At 44.4% G+C, this 21,569-nt stretch carries 20 protein-coding genes; 14 read left to right on the top strand and 6 right to left on the bottom strand.

The annotated features are described in order from the left end of the window. Positions 1-46 precede the first annotated feature (46 nt). Genes fumC through ACZ43I_RS08075 form a run of 3 tightly spaced genes read left to right on the top strand, consistent with a single transcriptional unit; the run spans position 47 to position 5,133 of the window. Positions 47-1,435, top strand: coding sequence for a class II fumarate hydratase (gene fumC, locus ACZ43I_RS08085; RefSeq protein WP_344702190.1), 1,389 nt, complete (start codon positions 47-49; stop codon positions 1,433-1,435). A gap of 10 nt (positions 1,436-1,445) precedes the next feature. Next, positions 1,446-2,975, top strand: a complete 1,530-nt coding sequence (gene ppx / locus ACZ43I_RS08080) for an exopolyphosphatase (RefSeq protein ID WP_464761438.1) — start codon at positions 1,446-1,448, stop codon at positions 2,973-2,975. Positions 2,976-3,012: 37 nt separating this feature from the next. Further along, entirely contained in the window at positions 3,013-5,133 is a 2,121-nt protein-coding gene (locus ACZ43I_RS08075; RefSeq protein ID WP_344702193.1) for an RNA degradosome polyphosphate kinase, read from the top strand. Positions 5,134-5,189: 56 nt separating this feature from the next. Here the strand turns inward: ACZ43I_RS08075 and ACZ43I_RS08070 are convergent, their stop codons facing one another. From ACZ43I_RS08070 to ACZ43I_RS08060, 3 genes are read right to left on the bottom strand one after another with little or no spacing between them, the layout of a single operon-like run. Further along, the gene (locus ACZ43I_RS08070; RefSeq protein WP_344702196.1) at positions 5,190-6,017 is read right to left on the bottom strand and encodes an RluA family pseudouridine synthase; all 828 of its coding nucleotides are present in this window, start codon (positions 6,015-6,017) and stop codon (positions 5,190-5,192) included. Further along, complete coding sequence (locus ACZ43I_RS08065; protein ID WP_344702198.1) at positions 6,018-6,524, bottom strand: thioredoxin family protein; 507 nt, start codon at positions 6,522-6,524, stop codon at positions 6,018-6,020. Positions 6,525-6,539: 15 nt separating this feature from the next. Beyond that, positions 6,540-6,947: a disulfide oxidoreductase gene (locus ACZ43I_RS08060; RefSeq protein WP_344702200.1), complete on the bottom strand. Its 408-nt coding sequence runs from the start codon at positions 6,945-6,947 to the stop codon at positions 6,540-6,542. Between the two features lie 119 nt (positions 6,948-7,066). On the opposite strand from ACZ43I_RS08060, the gene ACZ43I_RS08055 reads away from it, so the two are divergent. The 9 genes from ACZ43I_RS08055 to yhaM all read left to right on the top strand — a co-directional run bounded on the left by ACZ43I_RS08055 (position 7,067) and on the right by yhaM (position 17,566). Beyond that, entirely contained in the window at positions 7,067-8,173 is a 1,107-nt protein-coding gene (locus ACZ43I_RS08055) for a GAF domain-containing sensor histidine kinase (protein WP_344702202.1), read from the top strand. Between the two features lie 5 nt (positions 8,174-8,178). Continuing rightward, complete coding sequence (locus ACZ43I_RS08050) at positions 8,179-8,808, top strand: response regulator transcription factor (RefSeq protein ID WP_344702204.1); 630 nt, start codon at positions 8,179-8,181, stop codon at positions 8,806-8,808. Between the two features lie 92 nt (positions 8,809-8,900). Next, the gene (locus ACZ43I_RS08045; protein ID WP_344702206.1) at positions 8,901-10,193 is read left to right on the top strand and encodes a dicarboxylate/amino acid:cation symporter; all 1,293 of its coding nucleotides are present in this window, start codon (positions 8,901-8,903) and stop codon (positions 10,191-10,193) included. A gap of 157 nt (positions 10,194-10,350) precedes the next feature. Further along, complete coding sequence (gene xdrA / locus ACZ43I_RS08040; RefSeq protein ID WP_344702208.1) at positions 10,351-10,806, top strand: XRE family transcriptional regulator XdrA; 456 nt, start codon at positions 10,351-10,353, stop codon at positions 10,804-10,806. 59 nt (positions 10,807-10,865) lie between these two features. Further along, on the top strand, positions 10,866-11,996 hold the full coding sequence (locus ACZ43I_RS08035) for a DUF445 domain-containing protein (RefSeq protein WP_344702211.1): 1,131 nt from the start codon (positions 10,866-10,868) through the stop codon (positions 11,994-11,996). 54 nt (positions 11,997-12,050) lie between these two features. Continuing rightward, entirely contained in the window at positions 12,051-12,407 is a 357-nt protein-coding gene (locus ACZ43I_RS08030) for a YlbF/YmcA family competence regulator (RefSeq protein ID WP_344702214.1), read from the top strand. An 86-nt stretch (positions 12,408-12,493) separates the two neighbouring features. Beyond that, a complete protein-coding gene (locus ACZ43I_RS08025; protein WP_344702216.1) occupies positions 12,494-13,678 on the top strand; it encodes a metallophosphoesterase family protein in 1,185 nt (394 codons plus the stop codon). A 7-nt stretch (positions 13,679-13,685) separates the two neighbouring features. Continuing rightward, positions 13,686-16,613, top strand: coding sequence for an ATP-binding protein (locus tag ACZ43I_RS08020; protein ID WP_344702218.1), 2,928 nt, complete (start codon positions 13,686-13,688; stop codon positions 16,611-16,613). 11 nt (positions 16,614-16,624) lie between these two features. Beyond that, the gene (gene yhaM, locus ACZ43I_RS08015) at positions 16,625-17,566 is read left to right on the top strand and encodes a 3'-5' exoribonuclease YhaM (protein ID WP_344702220.1); all 942 of its coding nucleotides are present in this window, start codon (positions 16,625-16,627) and stop codon (positions 17,564-17,566) included. A 39-nt stretch (positions 17,567-17,605) separates the two neighbouring features. On the opposite strand, the gene ACZ43I_RS08010 is transcribed toward yhaM, so the two are convergent. The 3 genes from ACZ43I_RS08010 to ACZ43I_RS08000 all read right to left on the bottom strand — a co-directional run bounded on the left by ACZ43I_RS08010 (position 17,606) and on the right by ACZ43I_RS08000 (position 19,539). Beyond that, the gene (locus ACZ43I_RS08010; protein ID WP_344702222.1) at positions 17,606-18,601 is read right to left on the bottom strand and encodes a peptidylprolyl isomerase; all 996 of its coding nucleotides are present in this window, start codon (positions 18,599-18,601) and stop codon (positions 17,606-17,608) included. A gap of 97 nt (positions 18,602-18,698) precedes the next feature. Then, positions 18,699-19,058: a YtxH domain-containing protein gene (locus tag ACZ43I_RS08005; RefSeq protein ID WP_344702224.1), complete on the bottom strand. Its 360-nt coding sequence runs from the start codon at positions 19,056-19,058 to the stop codon at positions 18,699-18,701. Between the two features lie 52 nt (positions 19,059-19,110). Continuing rightward, positions 19,111-19,539 carry an HIT family protein gene (locus tag ACZ43I_RS08000; protein ID WP_344702226.1) on the bottom strand — a complete coding sequence of 143 codons (429 nt, stop codon included), beginning with the start codon at positions 19,537-19,539 and terminating at the stop codon, positions 19,111-19,113. A gap of 85 nt (positions 19,540-19,624) precedes the next feature. On the opposite strand from ACZ43I_RS08000, the gene ACZ43I_RS07995 reads away from it, so the two are divergent. Together ACZ43I_RS07995 and ACZ43I_RS07990 are read left to right on the top strand one after the other, a co-directional pair. After that, a complete protein-coding gene (locus ACZ43I_RS07995) occupies positions 19,625-20,365 on the top strand; it encodes an ABC transporter ATP-binding protein (protein WP_344702228.1) in 741 nt (246 codons plus the stop codon). After that, a complete protein-coding gene (locus tag ACZ43I_RS07990) occupies positions 20,358-21,560 on the top strand; it encodes an ABC transporter permease (protein WP_344702230.1) in 1,203 nt (400 codons plus the stop codon). Before ACZ43I_RS07995 ends, ACZ43I_RS07990 begins: the two co-directional genes overlap by 8 nt. Positions 21,561-21,569 lie beyond the last annotated feature (9 nt).

Below are 21,569 nucleotides of genomic sequence, written 5' to 3'. Positions count from 1 at the left end.
TAGTATAAAATATTCTATGAATACTAATTTTCAGGAGGTTTTTTAATTGTCATACAGGATAGAAAAAGATACGATCGGCGAAATTAAAGTTCAAAGTGACAAATATTGGGGTGCACAGACAGAAAGAAGCAAGCAGAATTTCCCAGTAGGAAAAGAAAAAATGCCTATTGAGGTCATTACAGCATTTGCACACCTCAAAAAAGCTGCGGCAGTTTCCAACCATGCACTCGGCAAACTTTCCGAAAATAAAAAAGAAGCGATCATCCACGCGTGTGATAAAGTAATCAATCGTGAACTGGACGACCATTTCCCTCTTGTAGTATGGCAGACTGGAAGCGGTACCCAGAGTAACATGAACGTCAATGAAGTCGTCAGCTATGTCGCGAATGAATATCTATCTGAAAAAGGTGTAGACGAAAAGGTCCACCCGAACGATGACGTCAACAAATCCCAAAGCTCCAACGACACATACCCAACGGCAATGCATGTCGCCCTCTATCAATCTGTAGAGGAACAACTCATACCTGCCCTCGAAGGTCTTAAAAAGACATTCAAGGAAAAAGAAGAGCAGTTTGAAGACATAATCAAAATCGGTCGCACGCATCTGCAGGATGCCACTCCATTGACATTGGGCCAGGAAATCAGTGGTTGGAGATACATGCTCGAAAAGTGTGAAGCACTGATAGGTGAATCCAAAAATCAAATCAGAAACCTTGCAATCGGTGGTACGGCTGTAGGTACAGGCATCAACGCCCACCCTGAATTCGGCGACCGTGTAGCAAAAGAAATCTCCAAGCAGACCGGTTACGAGTTCGTCTCCTCCCCAAATAAATTCCATGCTTTGACGGCGCATGATGAAGTCGTCTATCTCCATGGTGCATTGAAGGCGTTGGCTGCGGACCTCATGAAGATAGCAAATGACGTCAGATGGCTTGCCTCCGGTCCACGCGCTGGAATAGCAGAAATTGAAATCCCTGCGAATGAACCGGGCTCATCAATCATGCCAGGTAAAGTCAATCCGACGCAGTCTGAGATGCTGACGATGGTTTCAGTACAAGTCTTCGGTAATGATTCGGCAGTCGGGTTTGCAGCCTCCCAGGGTAATTTCGAGCTGAACGTATTCAAGCCAGTCATCCTTTATAATACACTGCAGTCCATCTACCTGCTTGCAGACGGCATGCAGACATTCAACGATAATTGTGCTGTCGGAATAGAACCGATTGAGGAGAACATCAATAAATTCCTAAACAATTCCCTTATGCTGGTCACGGCACTGAACCCACATATCGGATATGAAAATGCAGCGAAAATCGCCAAAAATGCCCATGAGAAAGGTTTGACCCTCAAAGAATCCGCAATTGAATCCGGACATCTGACCGAAGCTCAATTCGACGAATGGATCAAACCAGAAGAGATGACCCAATCCAAAGATTAGGAGACTGTATATGATGAAGAGAATCGGACTTGTGGATATCGGATCTAATACTGTACGCCTTGTATTGTTTGAATATGATGAGGAGACCGGTCTTAAAGAGCTCCAGAACATCAAGACACCAGCACGGTTGGCGTGGTACCTCGATGAGGACAAAGTCATGGCAGAAGAAGGGATCGATAATCTCATTTCCATCCTGAAAAGTTTCCAGCTGATCAGTGAAAAATACAGCGTCAAGGAAATCCATCCGGTCGCAACAGCGGCCATCAGACAGTCCGTCAACGTGGATGACATCCTCGAACGGGTAAAATCAGAAGTCGGTATGGAAATCAAAGTCATCACTGGCAGGGAAGAAGCATTCTACGGCTATCATGCAGTGGTTCATACCATCAGCAATATGGACGGCCTCATCATCGATATAGGTGGGGGGAGTACTGAACTGACATATTTCGAGAATAAGGAACTCATCCATTCGGTCAGCCTCCCATTCGGTGTCGTAACATTGAAAAGCATGTTCTTTGATGATAAGAAACATAATGATGAAGAGGCGTTGGAAGAGACGGAAAAGTATGTCAAGAAACAGCTTAAATCGATCAAGTGGCTCTCAAAGCGTAAAGTACCGATACTTGCGATTGGAGGAAGTGCGCGTAATATAGCACGTATCCACCAATCTTCAACCAATTATCCCATAGCAGGCGTCCACGGTTACTCCATGGATCGGAATGATCTACAGGATGTATATGATCTTCTTGAGAACACAAAGGAAGATAATCTAGATGACATCGATGGGTTGAGTAAGGACCGTAGCGACATAATCCTGCCGAGTACCATCGTCTTCAAATCGCTTTACGATATCTCAAGAGCCCAAGAATTCAAGTTCAGCAGGCAGGGGATACGGGAAGGTCTGGCGATGTCCATGATTACCAGAGACTACCCGGCGGCCTTTAATAAATACCATATTTTCAGGGATTCATTGAAGGAACTTGCCAGTGATTTCCAGATCGATTTCGAGGAAGGGAAGAAACGTCAGGAGATCACTGAACGCCTTTATCATGAATTGGAGCGGTATGATTTCATCTCCATCAGCAGACATGAGAAATACCTGATGAAGAATGCTGCATATATTTTCTATCTCGGGTCGTTCATCGACCGGGATGCGACAAGTCAGCACACCTACTATCTGATCTCAAACAGCAACATCAACGGCATTGTCCATAGAGACCGGGTGAAGCTGGCTCTGCTTGCAAGCTTCAAGAACAAGACGCTCCTGAAGTTCTTTGCGGATGAATCCGGATGGTTCAATAGCGAGGAAATGAGCATTCTCATGAAGCTCGGCAGCATATTGAAGTTTGCGAATGCCCTGAACATCTCGAACACAAGCATTGTAGAGGATCTTTATCTGGATGATGAAGAAGATGATATGACTCTCACAATCAAATATAAAGGGGATCCGATTGCAGAAGAGTACCAGGCAGCGAGACAGAAGAAGCATATCGAAAAGATTATGGATGGGCATCTGGAAATCAAATTCATAGAAGCATGATAACCAGTTTCATCTTAGAGGAAGTAGGAGAATAGTAATGACATATCGATTGAACAATAAAGAATACTACAACAATCGAGAGCTCAGTTGGCTCAGCTTCAACTACCGGGTGATTGAAGAGGCAGAGGACGATACGAACCCGCTACTTGAAAAGCTGAAGTTCCTGGCAATTACAAGTTCAAATCTGGATGAATTCTTCATGGTACGTGTTGCAGGGCTGAAAGACCAGGTAAAGATGGATTATCATGAACCGGACACCAAGACGCAGATGACGCCTGGCGAACAGCTCAAGGGCATCAGTGATATGAACAGGCGGAACTGCGATGCCCAGTATGCCATCTTTCATCGTCTGATGAAGGAATTGGAAGGCTATGACATCATCCTGAAGCGGCCGGATGAACTTCCGCATCATCTGCAGGAAGAACTCGGCACGATATTCAGAAATGAAATATTCCCTTCCCTTACTCCTCTTGGAATGGATGCCTATCGCCCATTCCCAAAATTGATGAATAAGAAAATCAATATTTTCGTCAACCTTTCGAATGAATTGGGTGATCAGACCGCCATCGTCCAACTGCCGACTGTTATCCGCAGGTTTTATGAACTTAAGGAAGGGGACAGAACCTATATTGTCCTGACTGAAGATATCATTGAACAGCACATCAGTGAATTGTTCAGAGGTTATAGGATTGAACGGACCTTCCCGTTTAGGATAACGCGCAATGCGGACCTGACCATCCATGAAGAAGGGGCTGCTGATCTCCTGATAGAGATCGAGCGTTTCCTGAAGGAACGGACAAAAGGAGCGGCCGTCAGGCTGGAGATAGACACAAGCAAGGACGATTCCATCAATGGCTCCTTTCTGAAAAATGAATTGAATCTCGAGGAGCAGGATGTATATAGGTTCAACGGGCCATTGGATTTAACCTTCCTGTTCGACTTGACAGCGAGGTTCAAGGAACGCCATCCCAATCTTGCATACCCGCCATTCGTGCCGCAAGAACCAAAATTCCTGAGAGGAGAGAACATCTACAAGCGTGCCTTGAAAAAAGATGTCTTCCTACATCATCCTTTCGAAAGCTTCCAGACGATTGTGGATTTTATGCGTGAGGCGGCAGAGAATCCAGATGTCCTTGCGATTAAACAGACACTCTACCGGGTCTCAAGTGATTCTCCGGTGATTGCAGCACTGAAGCATGCTGCTGAAAATGGTAAGCAGGTGACTGTGCTCGTAGAGTTGAAGGCACGCTTCGATGAAGAAAATAATGTCCAGTGGGCAAAAGAACTTGAAGATGCCGGATGCCACGTCATTTACGGCATGAATTTCCTGAAGACCCACAGTAAAATTACTTTGGTGGTCAAAAGAGTCAAAGGCAGATTGATCCGCTATGTCCACCTTGGTACCGGCAACTATAATGACTCCACTGCGAGACTGTATACGGATATGGGGCTGATCACAACGGACGAGGCCATAGGGAATGATGCGATCAACTTCTTCAACTACCTCAGTGGCTATTCCCTAAAGCCCGACTACCAATCACTCCATGTCGCTCCGTTTGAAATCCGGGATCTATTCGCGGATCATATCGATAAGGAAATCGAACTGCATCGGACATACGGCAAAGGTTATATATTCGCCAAAATGAACTCGCTTACAGATAAGAAAATTATCAACAAGCTTCTTCAGGCTTCCCAAGAGGGTGTGAAAGTAGATCTGGTGGTGCGGGGCATCTGTTGCCTTAAACCAGGAATAGAGGATGTCAGCGAAAATATCAGAGTGGTGAGCATCGTCGGAAGGTTCCTTGAGCATTCAAGAATCTATTATTTCAACCATAATGGTGAAGGGAAGATGTTCTTATCTTCTGCCGATATGATGACGCGGAATATGATCAAGCGTGTGGAAATATTGTTCCCAGTCAAAGATCCAGCAATCATCGAAGAGATCAAAGCGATTGTCAGGTTGTATCTGATGGATAATATCAAAGCGCGTAGCCAACGCGCTGACGGCACTTATGTTTATGTTGAAAACGAACATCCTCCCATCAGTGCCCAAGTGGAATTGATGCGCCGCTCTGAAAGAAGCGGTCGCGAACAGATCATCCAACATGAAAATCAGCTGTTGCTTAAAGTAAAAGATCGTTTCAGAAGACGGAAATGAAACGATACAGGCTAAAAAAACCTTCACCCCGTAATTTCTTGGGGTGAAGGTTTTTTCTACAATGTCTTTCTGTCGAGTTCTACGCGTACAGTTTTTTGAAGCAGGGGGTGGATGAATTCGATTCTATAGCTGAAGAGTTGCAGGTCCCTAAGCGTCGAGTTCCCGTACAGGGGATCACCGATGACTGGGGAACCGATGTGTGCCAAATGTACTCTAATCTGGTGGGTGCGGCCTGTCTCCAATTCAATTTCAAGCTCGCAATAATCCGGTGTAACATGCGACTTGGTGATATGGGTCACTGCTTCTTTCCCTTTATCAGTAACATGGTATTTATTGCGCTCTTTTGGATTTTTGGCTATCGGGGCACTGATGGTTTGTTTTTCAATCAACCTTTTTGTATCAATGCGTGCAATATAAGTCCTTTTGATTTCACGTTCACTCAACATATGGTCAAGCATCTTCTTGACTAAAGGGTGCTTGACGACAAGGAGGACGCCCTTGGTTTCCTGATCAAGACGATGGACTGGTTCGAGGTAGTCGGCCTCTAGAGTATAGATGGCATGGTTCATCAGTGTATTGGTCTCAGACATCTCGTTCGGATGTGTCTTGACGCCGCGAGGCTTGAAGAGTACAGCGAGATAACGATCTTCATATAAAACATCACATGTCCGATAGCTTGGTTTGTACTGGCTTTTGGAACCGTCATCTGGGAGAACGACTACATCTTCTGCATGGATGGGTGAATTGAGACGGGCTGGTTCACCATTTAGCGTTATCTCTTTCGACATGCGCAGCAAATGAAGTTCTTTTTTGGGTACATGAAGGGTCTTCAGCATTTCTTCAAGTGTTGACCCGTCAAAATTCTCATGTATTGTGAATTTCATCTATTTGTCCCCTGTCATATCTTCAATGAAAGATTTGTAGTCATCAGAGTTTCCGGGATTACCATAGAGGCGATCGACTTCCTTGCCATCTTCAAAATAGATGAGGGTCGGTGTCCCTTCAATTTCAAATTCCGACCATGCTGCGTCATATTCCAAGACATTCAATTGCGTGACTTCAGCATCCGTCTGTTCAAATGCATCAGCTAAAAATGGCGTGGCTGCGATGCAGTGTACACATGTCGGGCTCCATAGATAGACGAACGCGTTATCTTCTTCCTCTATAATCTTCTTTGTCTCATCGAAAGTTTTATTGAAGTGGTAATTCTCATCATCCAACTTGTCGATGGTTGCGCCTTCAAGCTCCTCCGGCTCAAGGTCCGTGTAGGGATAGTATCCCGAATCGCTGATTTTATCAGGATCATTTGATGCACTGTTCATAAATATAAAAATGCCTACAAATGCCACGATGATAAGTGCTACAATGCCGTAGAATATTTTATTTCCCATGGTTCAGTCTCCTTCTTATTTTCTTTTTGAAATAAATGATAGTATAAAGATGAGCGCAAATGCAATGAGCGACAAGAATGGAATTGTAATGAAGCCCAGCCAGTCTATATACTGGATGGTACAGGAAACTCCGGTACAGGCTGTAAATCCATCACCGAGGAAACTGATTTTCTGCAGGGCGTAATGGTAAGATGCGATAATGAGACCAAGCAGACTCATGAATCGGATATAGTATACGGCACCATGATCATTACGGATGACTGAAATGATGGAAATCAGTACTAGCGGATACATGAGTATGCGTTGATACCAGCAGAACTCACACGGTTCATACTGTCTGATTTCGCTGAAATAAAGCGAACCGAGAGTGGCGATCAATGAGATGAGGAAAATGGATTGCATATAAAACTTGTTTTTTGACATGGCTGCCCTCCGATAGACGAGTGATTCGAACCCATACTGTATCATTATAAGTGAAAACGGCCGTTGGATGTGGAAGTTAAGGTTACAAAGCTGTTAATTTTTAAAGTGGGGTGATCCTTATGAAAAGTAAACTTCAGTTGTTGAAAGACATCGCAGAGTTCCTGAATGAAGAGACGGATAGGCCGACAATGGTCGAAGGGGCATTGAAGATGCTGGTCGATCACTCGGAATTTGATACGGGGTGGATATTCTTCATAAATGAAGCGGGCCAACATGAACTCACCACGCATTACCGTCTCCCGTCCTCCCTAAAAAATAACAATTATCATTATTTATGTGAGGGCAAATGCTGGTGTGTCAATAAATATAACAGGAAAGAACTTAAGACGGCAACGAATATTTTTGTATGTTCGAGGCTTGAACAAGCCCGTAACGAGTACCCCAATGAAAATAATGGGATCACTCATCATGCTACTGTCCCACTTATTTCTGGGGACGAATCCTTCGGTCTATTGAACGTGGCAAGCCCTTATCGTGAGAAGTTCGCCAAGGACGAGCTGGATCTTCTGGAGTCGGTGGCATTTCAGATAGGATCTACTTTAAAACGCATAGAACTGACGACGCGTGAGCAGGAGAATATGCTCATAAAAGAGCGACAGCGACTCGCGAGAGATCTGCATGATTCGGTCAATCAAATGCTGTTCTCGATAGGCATCACTTCGCATGCTGCAAAATCATTGAATGATGCGGACAAGGCGAATGTGGCTTTTGATTCCATAGAGCGGACTTCGAAACATGCGATGAAGGAAATGAAAGCCTTGATCTGGCAACTGAAGCCGATAGGGCTCGAGAACGGCATCATCGATGCTGTCGAAAAGTATGCAGGGCTGCTTGGCCTTGAAGTTGAGATTGGTATGGAGGGCTTCTATGATGTGCCAGACCATGTGGAAGTCGCCATTTATAGGGTTATACAGGAAAGCTTGAATAATATACGCAAGCATTCGGGTGCTGAACATGCGATAATTAGAATGATGGCGAAGGACGATGTCTTCTCCGTAATCATCGAAGATCGAGGCAGCGGTTTTGAATTTGAGGAAAATCATCGGTCCAGCTATGGCTTGTCGAATATGACCGAACGGATCCATAAGCTCAATGGAAATATAAATATCGATACCGGGAAGGGGAGGGGGACCCGCATCATGATCACCATCCCCATGAAGGAGTGAAGCATATGTACAATATCATATTAGTGGATGACCACCATATAGTAAGGGAAGGCATGAAGTTCCTGTTGTCGACTACAGAAGATATTCGCGTAGTCGAAGATTTCGGTACTGGTAGGGAACTTCTTGAATATCTGAAGAGTGCCAAAGATATAGACTTGATCCTTTTAGATCTTGTCATGCCCGAGATGGATGGTATAGAAGTCACACGTGCAATCAAGGCATATTACCCTGAAATTAAAGTTCTGGTGCTCTCCAGTTATACTACCGAAGAGTATGTGAGGCCGGTCTTTTCGGCGCATGCTGATGGTTATATCATAAAAGAAATGGAAGCAGAGGAACTCATTGCCTCGATTAAAAGTGTAATCGAAGGGGAGAAGGTCATCCATCCTGATATACTTGAGGTAATAGATAGGGAAGGGCATATGCCGCATGAAAAAAATGCGCTGTCCGCACGTGAAATTGAGGTGTTGAGGGAAATCGTTCGTGGAAAATCAAACCGTGAAATTGGTGAAGCCTTGTATGTCAGTGAAAAGACAGTCAAGACGCATGTCAGCCATATTCTCAACAAGCTTGAGGTGACAGACCGGACACAGGCTGTAATATACGCCATCAAGTACAATATAATCAAATTGTAAGGTGTTTTGGAAATCGTTTTCAATTATTGTTTACAAACGTTTGCATCAAACAGTATAATTAGCACAGACATTTCAAAGTTTGGAGGCATAATATGAAAATAGGAAATAAACTTACTATACAGATTGTAGTTGCACTAATCCTTGGTATCATCATCGGCTCGATACTGAGCCCGATGTATGACAGCCAGCAATGGGTGCAATGGGTCGACCAGTACATATTCAATATTCTCGGCCAGCTTTTCCTTAATATGATCTTCATGATGGTGGTACCAATAGTCTTCATCTCCATCGTGCTTGGCGTTGTAAGTGTAGGCGACCCTAAACTGCTTGGAGGTTATGGTCTGAAGACGCTGCTGTTCTATTTGGCGACCACCGCCATTGCAATCACCATCGCAATGGTCGTTGCGAATATACTGGATCCGGGTGAAGGGCAGTCTGCTCTACTTGGTTCAGACGAAGTCGCTGAGTATCGCGAGACCGAGCTTGAAGGTGGAAGCACGGGGGAAGCACTGCAGCAAGGTTTTGATCAAACTGTCATCAATCTGATCCCAACAAACGTCGTCGAGGCGATGGGTACACAAAACATGCTTCAGATCATCGCATTTGCGATTTTCATCGGTATCGCGATAATCGCCAAGAAGGATAAGACGGCGGGCCTCGTCAAATTATTCGAGGAAGCAAATGAAGTAGTGATGTGGATAGTACTCGCTATAATGAAATACTTTGCAGCCATCGGTGCGTTCGGGCTGGTTGCAACAGCTTTCGTCCAGGCCGGATTCGGAGCGATACAGCAACTCGGCATGTATTTCATCTGTGTACTGTTGGCACTCTTCATCCATATGTTCCTGGTTTACGGTGCTGCAGTGAAGTTCTTGGCAAAGAAGAGCTTCATCTGGTTCATTAAAGGTTTTGCTCCCGCAATGGGTGTGGCGTTCAGTACATCTTCGTCCAGCGCAGTGCTGCCGATTTCACTGAAGTCAGCTCAGGAGAACCTCAAGATCCGTAAAAGCATCTCCAGTTTTGTGCAGCCGCTCGGTGCCACGATCAATATGGATGGGACGGCAATCATGCAAGGTGTCGCGACGGTATTCATCGCACAGCTTTCAGGCATCGACCTGACGATCATGCAGATGGTTACAGTCGTCTTGATTGCGACGATCGCAAGCATCGGTACAGCAGGGGTGCCGGGCGTCGGGCTTGTCATGCTGGCAATGGTGCTGACTGCAATCGGACTCGATCCTGCAGCAATCGGAATCATCATCGGTATAGATAGGTTGCTTGATATGACGCGGACGATGGTCAATGTTACAGGTGATGCGGCAATATCTCTGATCATCAACGAACAGGAGAACCGTAAAGAAGGCAAAACCGGACAGGAAACATGATGATTAGTGACAATTAAATGACGGGCATATATTGAACTCTTGGTGAAATTCAATATATGCCCTTTTAATTTACATGAAAATATACTATTATATTAAAAGTGTATTATTATAGTAAGTGGTTTTTATAATAACCGAAACGAGTGAAAGGAAGAAAAGAATGGATAAACAGACTTTTACGGAGTTACTCCAGTCCAAGTTCAAAATGGTAAGGACCGAAGCGGGCTATACTCAGGACTCCATGAGTCAGACGATCGGCCTATCCAAAAAGACGCTTGTACAGATAGAAAAAGAACGGATCCTTCCTAACTGGACGACATGCATTTCGCTTTGTGCCCTGTTTAGGGATAGTGATGTCCTGACCAACAGTTTCGGCGGTGACCCTCTGGAGTTGGCACAGCTGATCTCAAGAGGCCATTGTGTCTACCCGAACTATGAAGGGGAAGCGGTCTATTGGGATGACCTTGAAAGAAAGAATGGCTATCGCCTGCAATATAATAAAAGCAATAAAATCTATCGGGTACTGAGCCCGATGAACCGACCGCTCCATGCATCATATATCGAAAGGGAGATCAGAACGTACTTTAACAGACAGTCTGATCTACAACCTGTCTAAGGCACCTCATGGTGCCTTTTCTTATTTATACATGACGGTAACAGGAAGGGGTGTTTTTCATGAATGATGGAATCCAGATCGTCCTGATGATGATCATCGGGGCTCTGATAGGCGGATTGACCAATATGCTTGCCATAAAGATGCTGTTCAGACCCTATGAACCTAAATATATCTTCGGCAGACAACTGCCATTCACACCAGGTGTAATTCCGCGCCGCAGGGAAGAAGCGTCAGTTAAGATGGGGGAGATCATTACCCAACATCTGCTGACGCCGGACGCTTTCATCAACAAAATCGACAGTGATGAAACGAGGCGCTTCATCATGCTGTTCATAGATCGGCAGATAGAGACAATAGAATCGGAGAATTTGAGCCTTCGCTATTTCCTGGAGCGGATCCATGAAGGCTTGTCAGAGAAGGTGATGAGGAGCTTCAACGATGCCCTTGATGTAAAGGTGGCTGAAGAAGGCGGCAAGCTATATGGCCGGAGCATCGAGTCACTGATTCCTAAAGCCGCGCTCGCCACACTCGATGGAAAGGTGGATGGACTCCAACCCCAATTGACGAGGAAAATTTCAGCCTACATCAATTCTCAGAAAGGGTATGAAGACCTGTATACGATGGCTGACGAGTTCGTTCAGAACAGAGGGAGGCTCGCACGCTCCCTGAAATATATAATGACGACGGAATCCATCGTACGTAATATCCAAAAGGAATTGAACAAGCTGATATACGACCCGAAATTGACCGATATAGAGCTGAGGATCATCAATGAAGAATATGAACGCCTCAAAAAGACCCGATTGGATGAAATCGTCACAGAAGGTGACCGGGATGCTCTGATTGACAGCATTGCGGAGACATTGAAAAGGCGGATAGATATAGACGGCATACTGGATTATCCGATTAAGGACTTCAATCCCGAGATGTTCAATACCTTCAAGGAAACCGGCAAATACAAATTGGGTGGTAATATCATTGAATATCTGAAAGCGAATACCGGAAGGATTGTCGAGAAGCTCCATTTGGCCCACGTCATAAAAAATCAGATTGACAGCTTTGAATTGAGTCATATCGAAAAGCTTGTCATGGAAATATCTGATAAAGAGTTCCGTATGATCACATTGCTTGGCTTTTTCCTTGGTGGCATGATCGGAATCATACAAGGGCTGATTGTTGTATTTTTATAAGTGCCGATTTTATGTTACAGTATAGTTATCTTTATTAAAGGGAGTTTTTTATCAATGTCAGTCAACGTATACGATCAGGCAAATGCATTGGAAGATGCATTGCGCAAATCAGATGAATTCAAGAATATGAAAGAGTACTATGAAAAAGTAAATGCTAATCCAGAGTCGAAATCACTCTTCGATGAGTTCAGGGAAGTACAGATGAACCTGCAGCAAAAACAGATGCAAGGTGAGGAAATCCAGGAAGAAGATGTCCAAAAAGCACAGAAATCCGCTGAAGACATCGAAAAGGACGAAAACATCAAAGCTCTTATGGAAGCAGAACAGAAGATGAGTGAACTCATCCAGGATCTGAACCGTGTCATCATGAAGCCGATTGAAGAACTATACGGTGTAAATAACGAAAACTAATTGCTAAGAGGTCTGTTGAGGGCCTCTTTTCTTTTGGTTTTTGGTATACTGTAGATATAATGAGCAGAAAAGTCAGGTGAGGAATATTGTTTAAATTTATACATTGTGCAGACCTGCATCTGGACAGTCCATTCAAGTCCCGCTCGAAAATGATTCCAGGAATCTTTGACGTGCTTACAGAAAGTACATATATCAGTGTCAAAAGGATGATTGACTACGCGATCCAGGAAAAGGTCGACTTCCTTGTCATAGCAGGAGACATGTTCGATGCAGCGAACCGTACACTGAAATCCGAAGTGTTCATGAAACGCCAATTTGAACGTTTGAAAGAAGCCGGCATCTTCGTCTATATCATCCATGGCAACCATGACCCGTTGACAGATGGCTTCAAAGCGGAGTGGCCGGACAACGTCACGGTATTTGGTGAAAATGTAGAAACGTATGAGATGGTGAGTTCACACGGAGAACGTATCTTCCTCCACGGTTTCAGCTATTTCATGGATGATACATATGAAAACAGACTGGAGGAATATCCAGTCAATACAATGAACGAAGGCATACATATCGGCCTGCTGCATGGTACTTATTCCCAGAGTCAGTCCACCCAAAAACGATACACGGAATTCAATCTACGGATGTTGAATGAAAAACTGTATCATTATTGGGCGCTTGGCCATATCCATCAGCGTGAAGAATTGAGTGATCTGCCACCTGTGCATTACTCAGGTAATATACAAGGCCGCCATAAGAATGAGTATGGCGAAAAAGGCTTCCTTGTGGTGGAGGGCGATGATGTATATCTTACAACACGGTTCATCCCTGTACAGGAAATCATTTTTGCCGAGTATGAACTCGAAGTGGCAAACCTGAGCAAGCAGTCCCTTTACCAGGCAATTGCAGAATTCAAAAATCGCTTAAGGGATAAAGGAAAGCACATCATCCAGTTGACTACCGTCTATGATGGAGACGAGGAACTGACGGGTGCCGATCTGACTGAAGTAATTGAGTTGTTGAAGGAAGATGAGAGGGATATAAAAGAGTTCGTCTGGATTGATGACCTTAAGGTGAGGTACCTGCAGCAAGACAACATCGCCTTGATCAACGACATCAAAGCAAGTCATTCTTCCGATGAAGAACTGTTCAAAGAAGCGGTCAATGCGCTCTACATGGACCCGAGGCTGAACAGGTATCTGGACCCTGTGCAGGATATCATCCCGGAAGCGCTGCTTGAAGAGGGTGAAGAACGACTTAGAATGTTGATGAGGAAGTAGTGAATATATGAAAATTATTGGACTCGATATATATGGCTATGGAAAAATAACAGAAACAAAATTTGATACCAATAAACAATTAGTTCAACTCTTTGGCGAGAACGAGGCCGGCAAGTCAACGATGCAGTCGTTCATCCACTCCATTCTATTCGGATTCCCGACCCGTAAGGAACAGGAGCCGAGAAGAGAGCCGCGCATGCACAATCTATATGGGGGAAAGATTACAGTCGAATTTCCTGATGAGCCGGGCACCGTAGAGATCGAACGCATAAAAGGTAAAGTGCAGGGTGACGTCAAAATTTATTTTGAAGACGGGACTGTGCGTGGTGAAGAATGGCTCATCAAAAAATTGAATTTCATCGATAAAAGAACATACCGCTCGATCTTTTCCTTCGATGTGCTCGGACTGCAGGATATACACAAGAATATGACTGAAGACAAGCTGCAGGAGTACCTGCTTCGTGCAGGCGCGCTTGGCTCCCATGAATATGATGAGATGCTTAGTGCAATCGATTCCGAGCTAGGCACGATCTATAAGAAAAATGGTTCAAAGCCGGAATTGAATAAGGAAATTGCTGAAATGTCAGAGCTCAACGATAAGATCAGGGCGCTTGAGCAGGTGGAGGAACGGTACGATACTCTAACCAATGAAAGAGTGAAGAGTGAAGAAGCATTAAACTTCACCAAAGATGGTCTGCATCAGCTGGAATCGATAAGAAAGCAGAAAATGAAAGAAGTCGTTTACCATAAAGACATCAAAGAATGGAAGAATCTTGAGAGTCAAGTGAACATCGAACCGATCAATTTTCCTGAAAAAGGGATCGAGCGATATGAGAAGATGAAGCATCAACTCCAACAGTCCGATCAGGATATTGCCTTGCGTACAGAAAAATTAAAAGTTCTGGAAAAAGAGTTGGCAGGCATCAAAAAACCTGATGGAGAAAAAATCGCCCATTTGGAAGGTATATTGAAGAAAGAGCCTGAAATCAAGCAGAAGCGAATGGAGCACAAGCGTCTCGCTTCAGAAATAGCAAGCAATGAAGAAGCCATCGGCCTGCTCATGAGGGACGTAGGCTGGAGTGAGGAACATCATGAGGTCGATGATTCCAACATCGTGAAGGAGTCTGTTCAGTCGCTCCTTTCGAAATTGGATGAAGTGGCGCTGGAGGAACAATTTCTGGTGCGTGAATTCGATCAGGTGAAGTCCGACATCAGTCATTACGATAAGGAATTGGCACAGTTGGAAGCGGATCAGATCAGTGAAACGCGCATCAGAAAAAAGCAGGAACTGATGGACAAGGAATTTGAACTGAAGGAAAAGGAAAAGATGTTCAGTCTGATCGAAAAAGACTATGAACGGGAAAAACGTAAACGCAATAGATCCAGCAGGATGCAGCAGATGCTCATCATTGGGGTCGGGATCATTGCCCTGTTGGTTGGCATCTTCTATCTTGTCGGGTCAGAATGGGTGATAGGAAGTGCATCGGCCGTGGCCGGCGCACTGATATTGCTGCTACTTACCTTGAACAGGGAAAAACCGGATGAATCGCTGAAGGAGGACTATCAAAAAGAGGTCGCGGAACTTCAAGAAGCGATTGAAACCATCAACAGGAACCACAACATGGAGTTTGAGCTCAGTACCGCAAGAGAACTCAAAATGGATCTTAAGGAACTCAAGGCGAAACGCATTTCGACCCATGTCCGTCTTGAAGAACTGAAAGAAACTTTATCGAACAAAGAAGCACTGCATGATTCATTGAACACCGATTTGTCGAAGATGAAAGCAGATCTGAAGATAGATATGGACATGGAAAACAAATCAATGCCTGATGCCATCCACACGATCAGGGAGATAAAACAAAAGAGGAACCAGATCAACAGGTATCAAGTCGAGATGGATAATCTCACCCGTGAACTCCAGGAATTCAAAAGCAGCGTCAAGGAGGATCTGATGCATTACGGTATCCACTATGACGACGCGAGTGTATTCCATGATGTAAAGAATGCAGCATCCGACATGTATAAGGATGAAGCTGACCATACTCGATTGAATGATCAGATTACTCTCTTGCAGAATGAGAATAAGGTGCTTCAGGATAGCGTAAAAGAAGCGCACTACGAGATCAACTCTCTGTTCGACCAGGTTTTGGCAGAGGATGAAGAGACATATTATTACTATGCGAGAAAAGACGACGAACATAGAAGGAATGTCCGCCGTTATAATGAATTGGATGAGAAGTTGGGTGAAGAGCATTTCGATTATGATGCACGGAATGCCTTGGCCGATATCCTGATGTCTGAGCTGCGGGAGGAAGAAGAAGACATTGTCGAACAGATCGAAGCACTTAATGATAAGGTTCATGTGGAGCAAAAAACGCTGGCTGAACTGAACTCGGAGATCGCGATGATGGAGAGCGACGGTAAGTTAAGTGAACTTCATCACTTATATGAGATGAAAAAATCATATATCCAGAATATATCGAGAGACTACATGTCATTGAACTACATCCGGATACTGATTGAAGCGCACATCCGAAAGATTAAAGATGAACGTCTGCCTGTCGTCATCGAAGAGGCAAGGACTATTTTCCAGAAGATAACAAACGGACGTTATATCAACATCATCTATGATGATGACGGAGTGAAGGTCAGGCATGACAACGGTCAGCTCTTCCATCCGCTTGAACTGTCACAGTCTACAAAAGAAATGCTCTACATCAGTTTAAGGCTGAGTCTGATCAAGGCGTTGAAAGGGTATTATAAGTTACCTCTCATCATCGATGATGCCTTCGTGCATTTTGACAAGGAGAGGAAAAAGATCATCATGGATTATTTGAGGAATGAAGTGCAAGATCAGGTGCTGTATTTTACATGTAACCTCGATAACTCAATTCCTACGTCCCAAACCATCAAACTTAAAGAGAAAGTCAAATGAGGTGAGTGCACATGAATAATATATCGAAACTGAAGGCTGGAGATTCCGTCGACACTTTTTATCTTATAAAAAGGAGCCAGCAAGGCGTCACATCACAAGGTAAACCCTATATGACCCTGTTCCTGCAGGATCGCACGGGAGATATCGAAGCCAAGCTATGGACCGTTTCAAAAGAAGATATGGAAGTCCTGAAGCCAGAAACACTGATCAAGGTGAAAGGGGATATCATTGATTACCGCAACAAGAAACAGATGAAGATCGCTACCTTCAGATTAGCTACAGAAGAGGATGGGTTGAATCCTAAAGACTTCGTCGAGAAAGCGCCGATCGATGAAAACACCTTGTACGAAAGCATTATGGATTATGTGATCAAGATTGAAAATGGCAGTCTGCAAAGGATTGTAAGGCAGATGCTGAAGAAATATGGCAAGGAATTTTTAAGTTATCCGGCTGCAATGAGCAATCATCATGATTTCGTCTCCGGACTTGCCTACCACGTCCACTATATGCTGAGGACAGCAGAAGCGCTCTGCGACATCTATCCTTCACTGAACAGAAGCCTACTTTACAGCAGCATCATCCTTCATGATATAGGAAAGGTTAAGGAACTGTCTGGTCCTGTCGGTACAACCTATACGACTGAAGGAAATCTGATAGGGCATATCGTGATAGCGAGTGAAGAAATCTCCAAAGTGACAGCTGAACTCAATATAGAGGGAGAGGAAGTCCTGCTGCTTAAACATATGATTTTAAGTCACCACGGTAAGCTCGAATACGGTTCACCTAAGCAACCAATGCTGAAAGAAGCAGAAATCCTCCATTTCATCGACAATATAGATGCGCGCATGATGATGATGGATAAACACATAGACAAGGCGGAAAAAGGTCAGTTCACGGAACGGATCTTCCCTCTTGAAAGCCGCTTCTTCTACCGCCCGGAACATTTGGAATAAAAAATACCGGGACGCTAATTTTAGCGTCCCGGTATTTTTTTATTCTTCCGATTCCTCAGTCGGTTCTTCTACAGAAGTGTCGTCACCTGGTTTTTCAACTGGTTCTTCTGATTCCGGATTCAGGTAAGTATCCTCGATGTACGTCTTGATTTCTTCGTTTTTGAACTCTACATTATATTCTTTGAGCAATTCTTTGTAATACTCAAGGACTTTATCTGGGTTTTCTTGAATCTTCTCGTTGATCAGTTGACCTTTTATGGAATCGAGTTCTCCATCAATGTCTTTTTCTTCATGACGTTTGATGATGTGGTATCCGTATTCAGATTCGACAACATCCGAAATCTCACCTTTTTCGAGTTCGAATAGTGCATCTTCAAAACCTTCAACCATTTGTCCCCGTTGGACGTAGCCGAGTTCGCCGCTGTTTTGGGCACTACCGGTATCAGATGACTCTTCTTTGGCCACTTCTCCGAAGTCTTTGCCATCTTTGATTTCCTTAAGCAACTCTTCGGCTTTCTCTTTGCCTTCTTCGTCACTTAGGGCGTCCTCTCCATCTCCAGTCTCTATCAATATATGAGAGGCTTTACGGACGGATTTTTTTGCTTCTTCATCAGTGATATCAAATTTTTCACTGAAGAATTTATCATGGAAGGCGTTGTTGATCCGTTGTTTTTTGTATTTCTCGACGGTCATGCCTGGTTGTTGCTGCTGAAGCAGTGCGGCAAATTGATCTTCCCCGCCCATGCCTTCTATTTCTTCATTGATCTGTGATTCAATTTCTTCTGTGTCGATCTCATCAGCATATTTCTCTTTAAGTATTGTATCCAACGTCAGTTGGAATGTCTGGTTGGCTATACTGTCTGTTCCCAACTGGTTAAGTATGTCGTCTGTAGTTACATCACCTGCATCACTTGTGGCAAGGACGTCACCATATTCTGTTTCACTGGATGAGCTGTTTTCACTGTTATCGTCTGAGCATCCGGCCAGGCCGATGAGACCAAGTCCGAGCACCATGGGCGCTATTATCTTCTTCATTGCACAAATCTCCTTTGATAGTGGATACAGGTGCTAATATATCATAATAAAGCGACGAGGCACAATTGTAGTCCCCCGCCGCTTCATCAGATTGATTTTATTTGTCGCTGTTAAAGGTGTCCTGGATCTCTTCGACACGATTCTGTATATTATCCACATCTTTTTTGATATGTTCAATATTTGGATTGATATCCGCCTGGAAGTTGCTGATCATTGTTTTGACTTCGTCCCCAAGCGTTTCAAACACTTCCTGTGATTCGCGCTTAGTCTGGAGGAAAGAGGATTTCACTTCATTCGCTTCCATTTTAAGCTGATTCATCTGTGTCTTCATATTTCCGGACCCGGATTTAAGGGAAGATTGCAATTCAGCTCCTGACTTCGGGGCATTCAAAACAGCGATGAGTGTACCGCCCGCTACACCGACAGCGAAGCCTGCCGCTAGATTTCTGAATTTCATACAGTGTCACGTCCTTTTTGATTTATATTACATTACCCTCATGTTCTCGGGTTCATGCATCCAATTGTTCACGGATTGAGCGGGCGATTTCTTTTTTCTCTTCATCAGAGTGCAAGTTCTCATCAGACTGCCATTCATATCCGAACCCATCATATTCTGCCTTGTAGCGTGGGATGAGGTGGAAGTGTAGATGGAAGACGGATTGGGAAGCGTAGGAGCCGTTATTCTGGATGACATTCAGGCCATCGGGATTAAAAGTACTCTTCAACGCATTCGCCATCTTCGTGACGACTTTCATGATGTGCGCGCCGGTTTCTTCATCGAGATCATAAATGTTTTCAATCGGTTTGCGGGGTATGACCAGCGTATGCCCCTTTGATAGGGGGAAGGCGTCCATGAAGGCGATGCATGTTTCATCTTCATATAGGATGTTTGCTGGAATTTCACCGTCTGCAATCTGTTCAAAAATGGTTTTACTCATTCATTGTACCTCCATTGTTCTCTTGTGATATATTTACTTAGTATCAGTATACAAATAATAACCTACATTTAAAAGGAAGTTGAATATGGTACTTCAAATAGATCAATTGACCGGCGGCTACTCCAAAGTCCCGGTTATACATGATATTTCGTTCAATATCGATAAAGGTGAAATAATAGGTCTGATCGGATTGAACGGTGCAGGGAAAAGTACGACTATCAAGCATATATTGGGTCTGTTAAGACCGCACTCCGGAGAGATCAGGGTAGGGGGTGTGACTGCTGATGAAGATATCGAGGCGTACCGCAGGCAATTAGCCTACATTCCGGAGTCACCGGTCCTCTACGAAGAGCTCACCTTGAAAGAACACATCAATATGACAGCCATGGCTTACGGGATAGATGAAGCAACTGCGATGCAGCGTGCAGACAAACTGCTTAAGATCTTCCGGCTGGAAACAAAAATAGATATGTTCCCGACACATTTCTCCAAAGGCATGAAACAAAAAGTCATGCTGATCTGTGCTTTCTTGTCCCACCCTGAACTTTTCATCATCGACGAACCGTTCCTTGGGCTGGATCCACTTGGCATAGAATCACTCATACAATTGATGGTAGAGGAAAAGGAGCAGGGGCGCTCGATACTGATGAGCACCCATATCCTTGCCACTGCAGAACGCTACTGTGATCGATTCGCTATCGTCGACGACGGGCATTTGACTGCAATCGGCACACTGCCGGAGTTGCGGGAGGAGTGGCATATGCCAGGGGCGACTCTTGATGAGGTCTACCTCAAAATAACAGGGGGAGAAGTCTACGATGACTGATCGACTGTTCAGAATGCGGATGAATGAGGATGTTGCAAGGCGCAGCCATTACGGGAAATTCATATTCAACAGCCATTTCCTCATATTCTTATCGATAGCAATCGGATTCTTCCTATATTCCTTATTATCGCTCGTCCAGACACTCACCCCATCCTTCTGGCTGAATGTCATCATCTCATTTGTACTCGGCATCACGCTGCTGCCGTCCTACCGAACTTTATTCAAGCAGGCGGATGGAATCTTCCTGTTGGCCTATGAAGCGCAGCTAAAAGACTATCTTAGAGCGGTAGATCGCTACTCTCTGACACTTGGGCTATGGAGGCCGGTTGCAGGTGGCGTTGTTGCGTTGATTCTGATGACGGCAGGACACCCGGCCATTGAAATAATCATTGCACTGCTAGCCTCAGTTTTTTTCTACGTGATGAATTTCATGATCAGAAAAGAAATCATCAATTCAGAGTGGCCTGTGCTGCCCGTATCATTCGGATTGATCGCCCTGACCATCCTCTCGCTTATCTTGATCCTTACAGAGCCCATCCTGATTGTATTGCCGTTCATCGTCTACGCGCTCCTCCTGCTCTTTGCCAAAAAGCATAGTCATGCAAGTATGGATTGGCGAAAACTGATCGGTTACGAAGAGGAACAGCTGAACAAGTATTACCAGACGGTCTCGTTGTTTACGAATGTCAGTCATATAGATAAGCAGTTCAAGCGTAGAAGATATTTGGACCCGCTACTCTGGAAACCAAAAGAAGCTTCCTTCAACAAAGAAAAGATGTATGAATACCTTTTCTACCGGACGTTCGCCCGAGACCATGATCTGCCTATGATCGTCCTAAGATTACTGGTTCTGTTCGGTGTCGTTATGGTATGGATCGCCAACTTGTATCTATCTGTAGTCATCGCACTTTTTGGCATATACATCATCGTCCTTCAGATGTCTCAGATCTATACAGCACAGGCATACTTGCTCTGGCCGAAGGTCTGGCCGGTGGATCGGTCATATATACAGAAGAGTTATGTAACCTATTCACATAAATTGGTGTTCGTGATAGCGCTGATTTTCAGCATCCTTTTCATATCAATCCACCCGGGATATTTCTACTTAGGGATCATGTTCCCGCTCTGGGGGTACATCATCAACCGAAGCTTGAGCCGGGCGGTCTACAGAAAAGAAAAAGAACTAAGCGACTGAGTCACTCAG

Source organism: Salinicoccus jeotgali (assembly GCF_055379195.1).
This window is presented reverse-complemented; position numbering and strand designations above follow the sequence as displayed.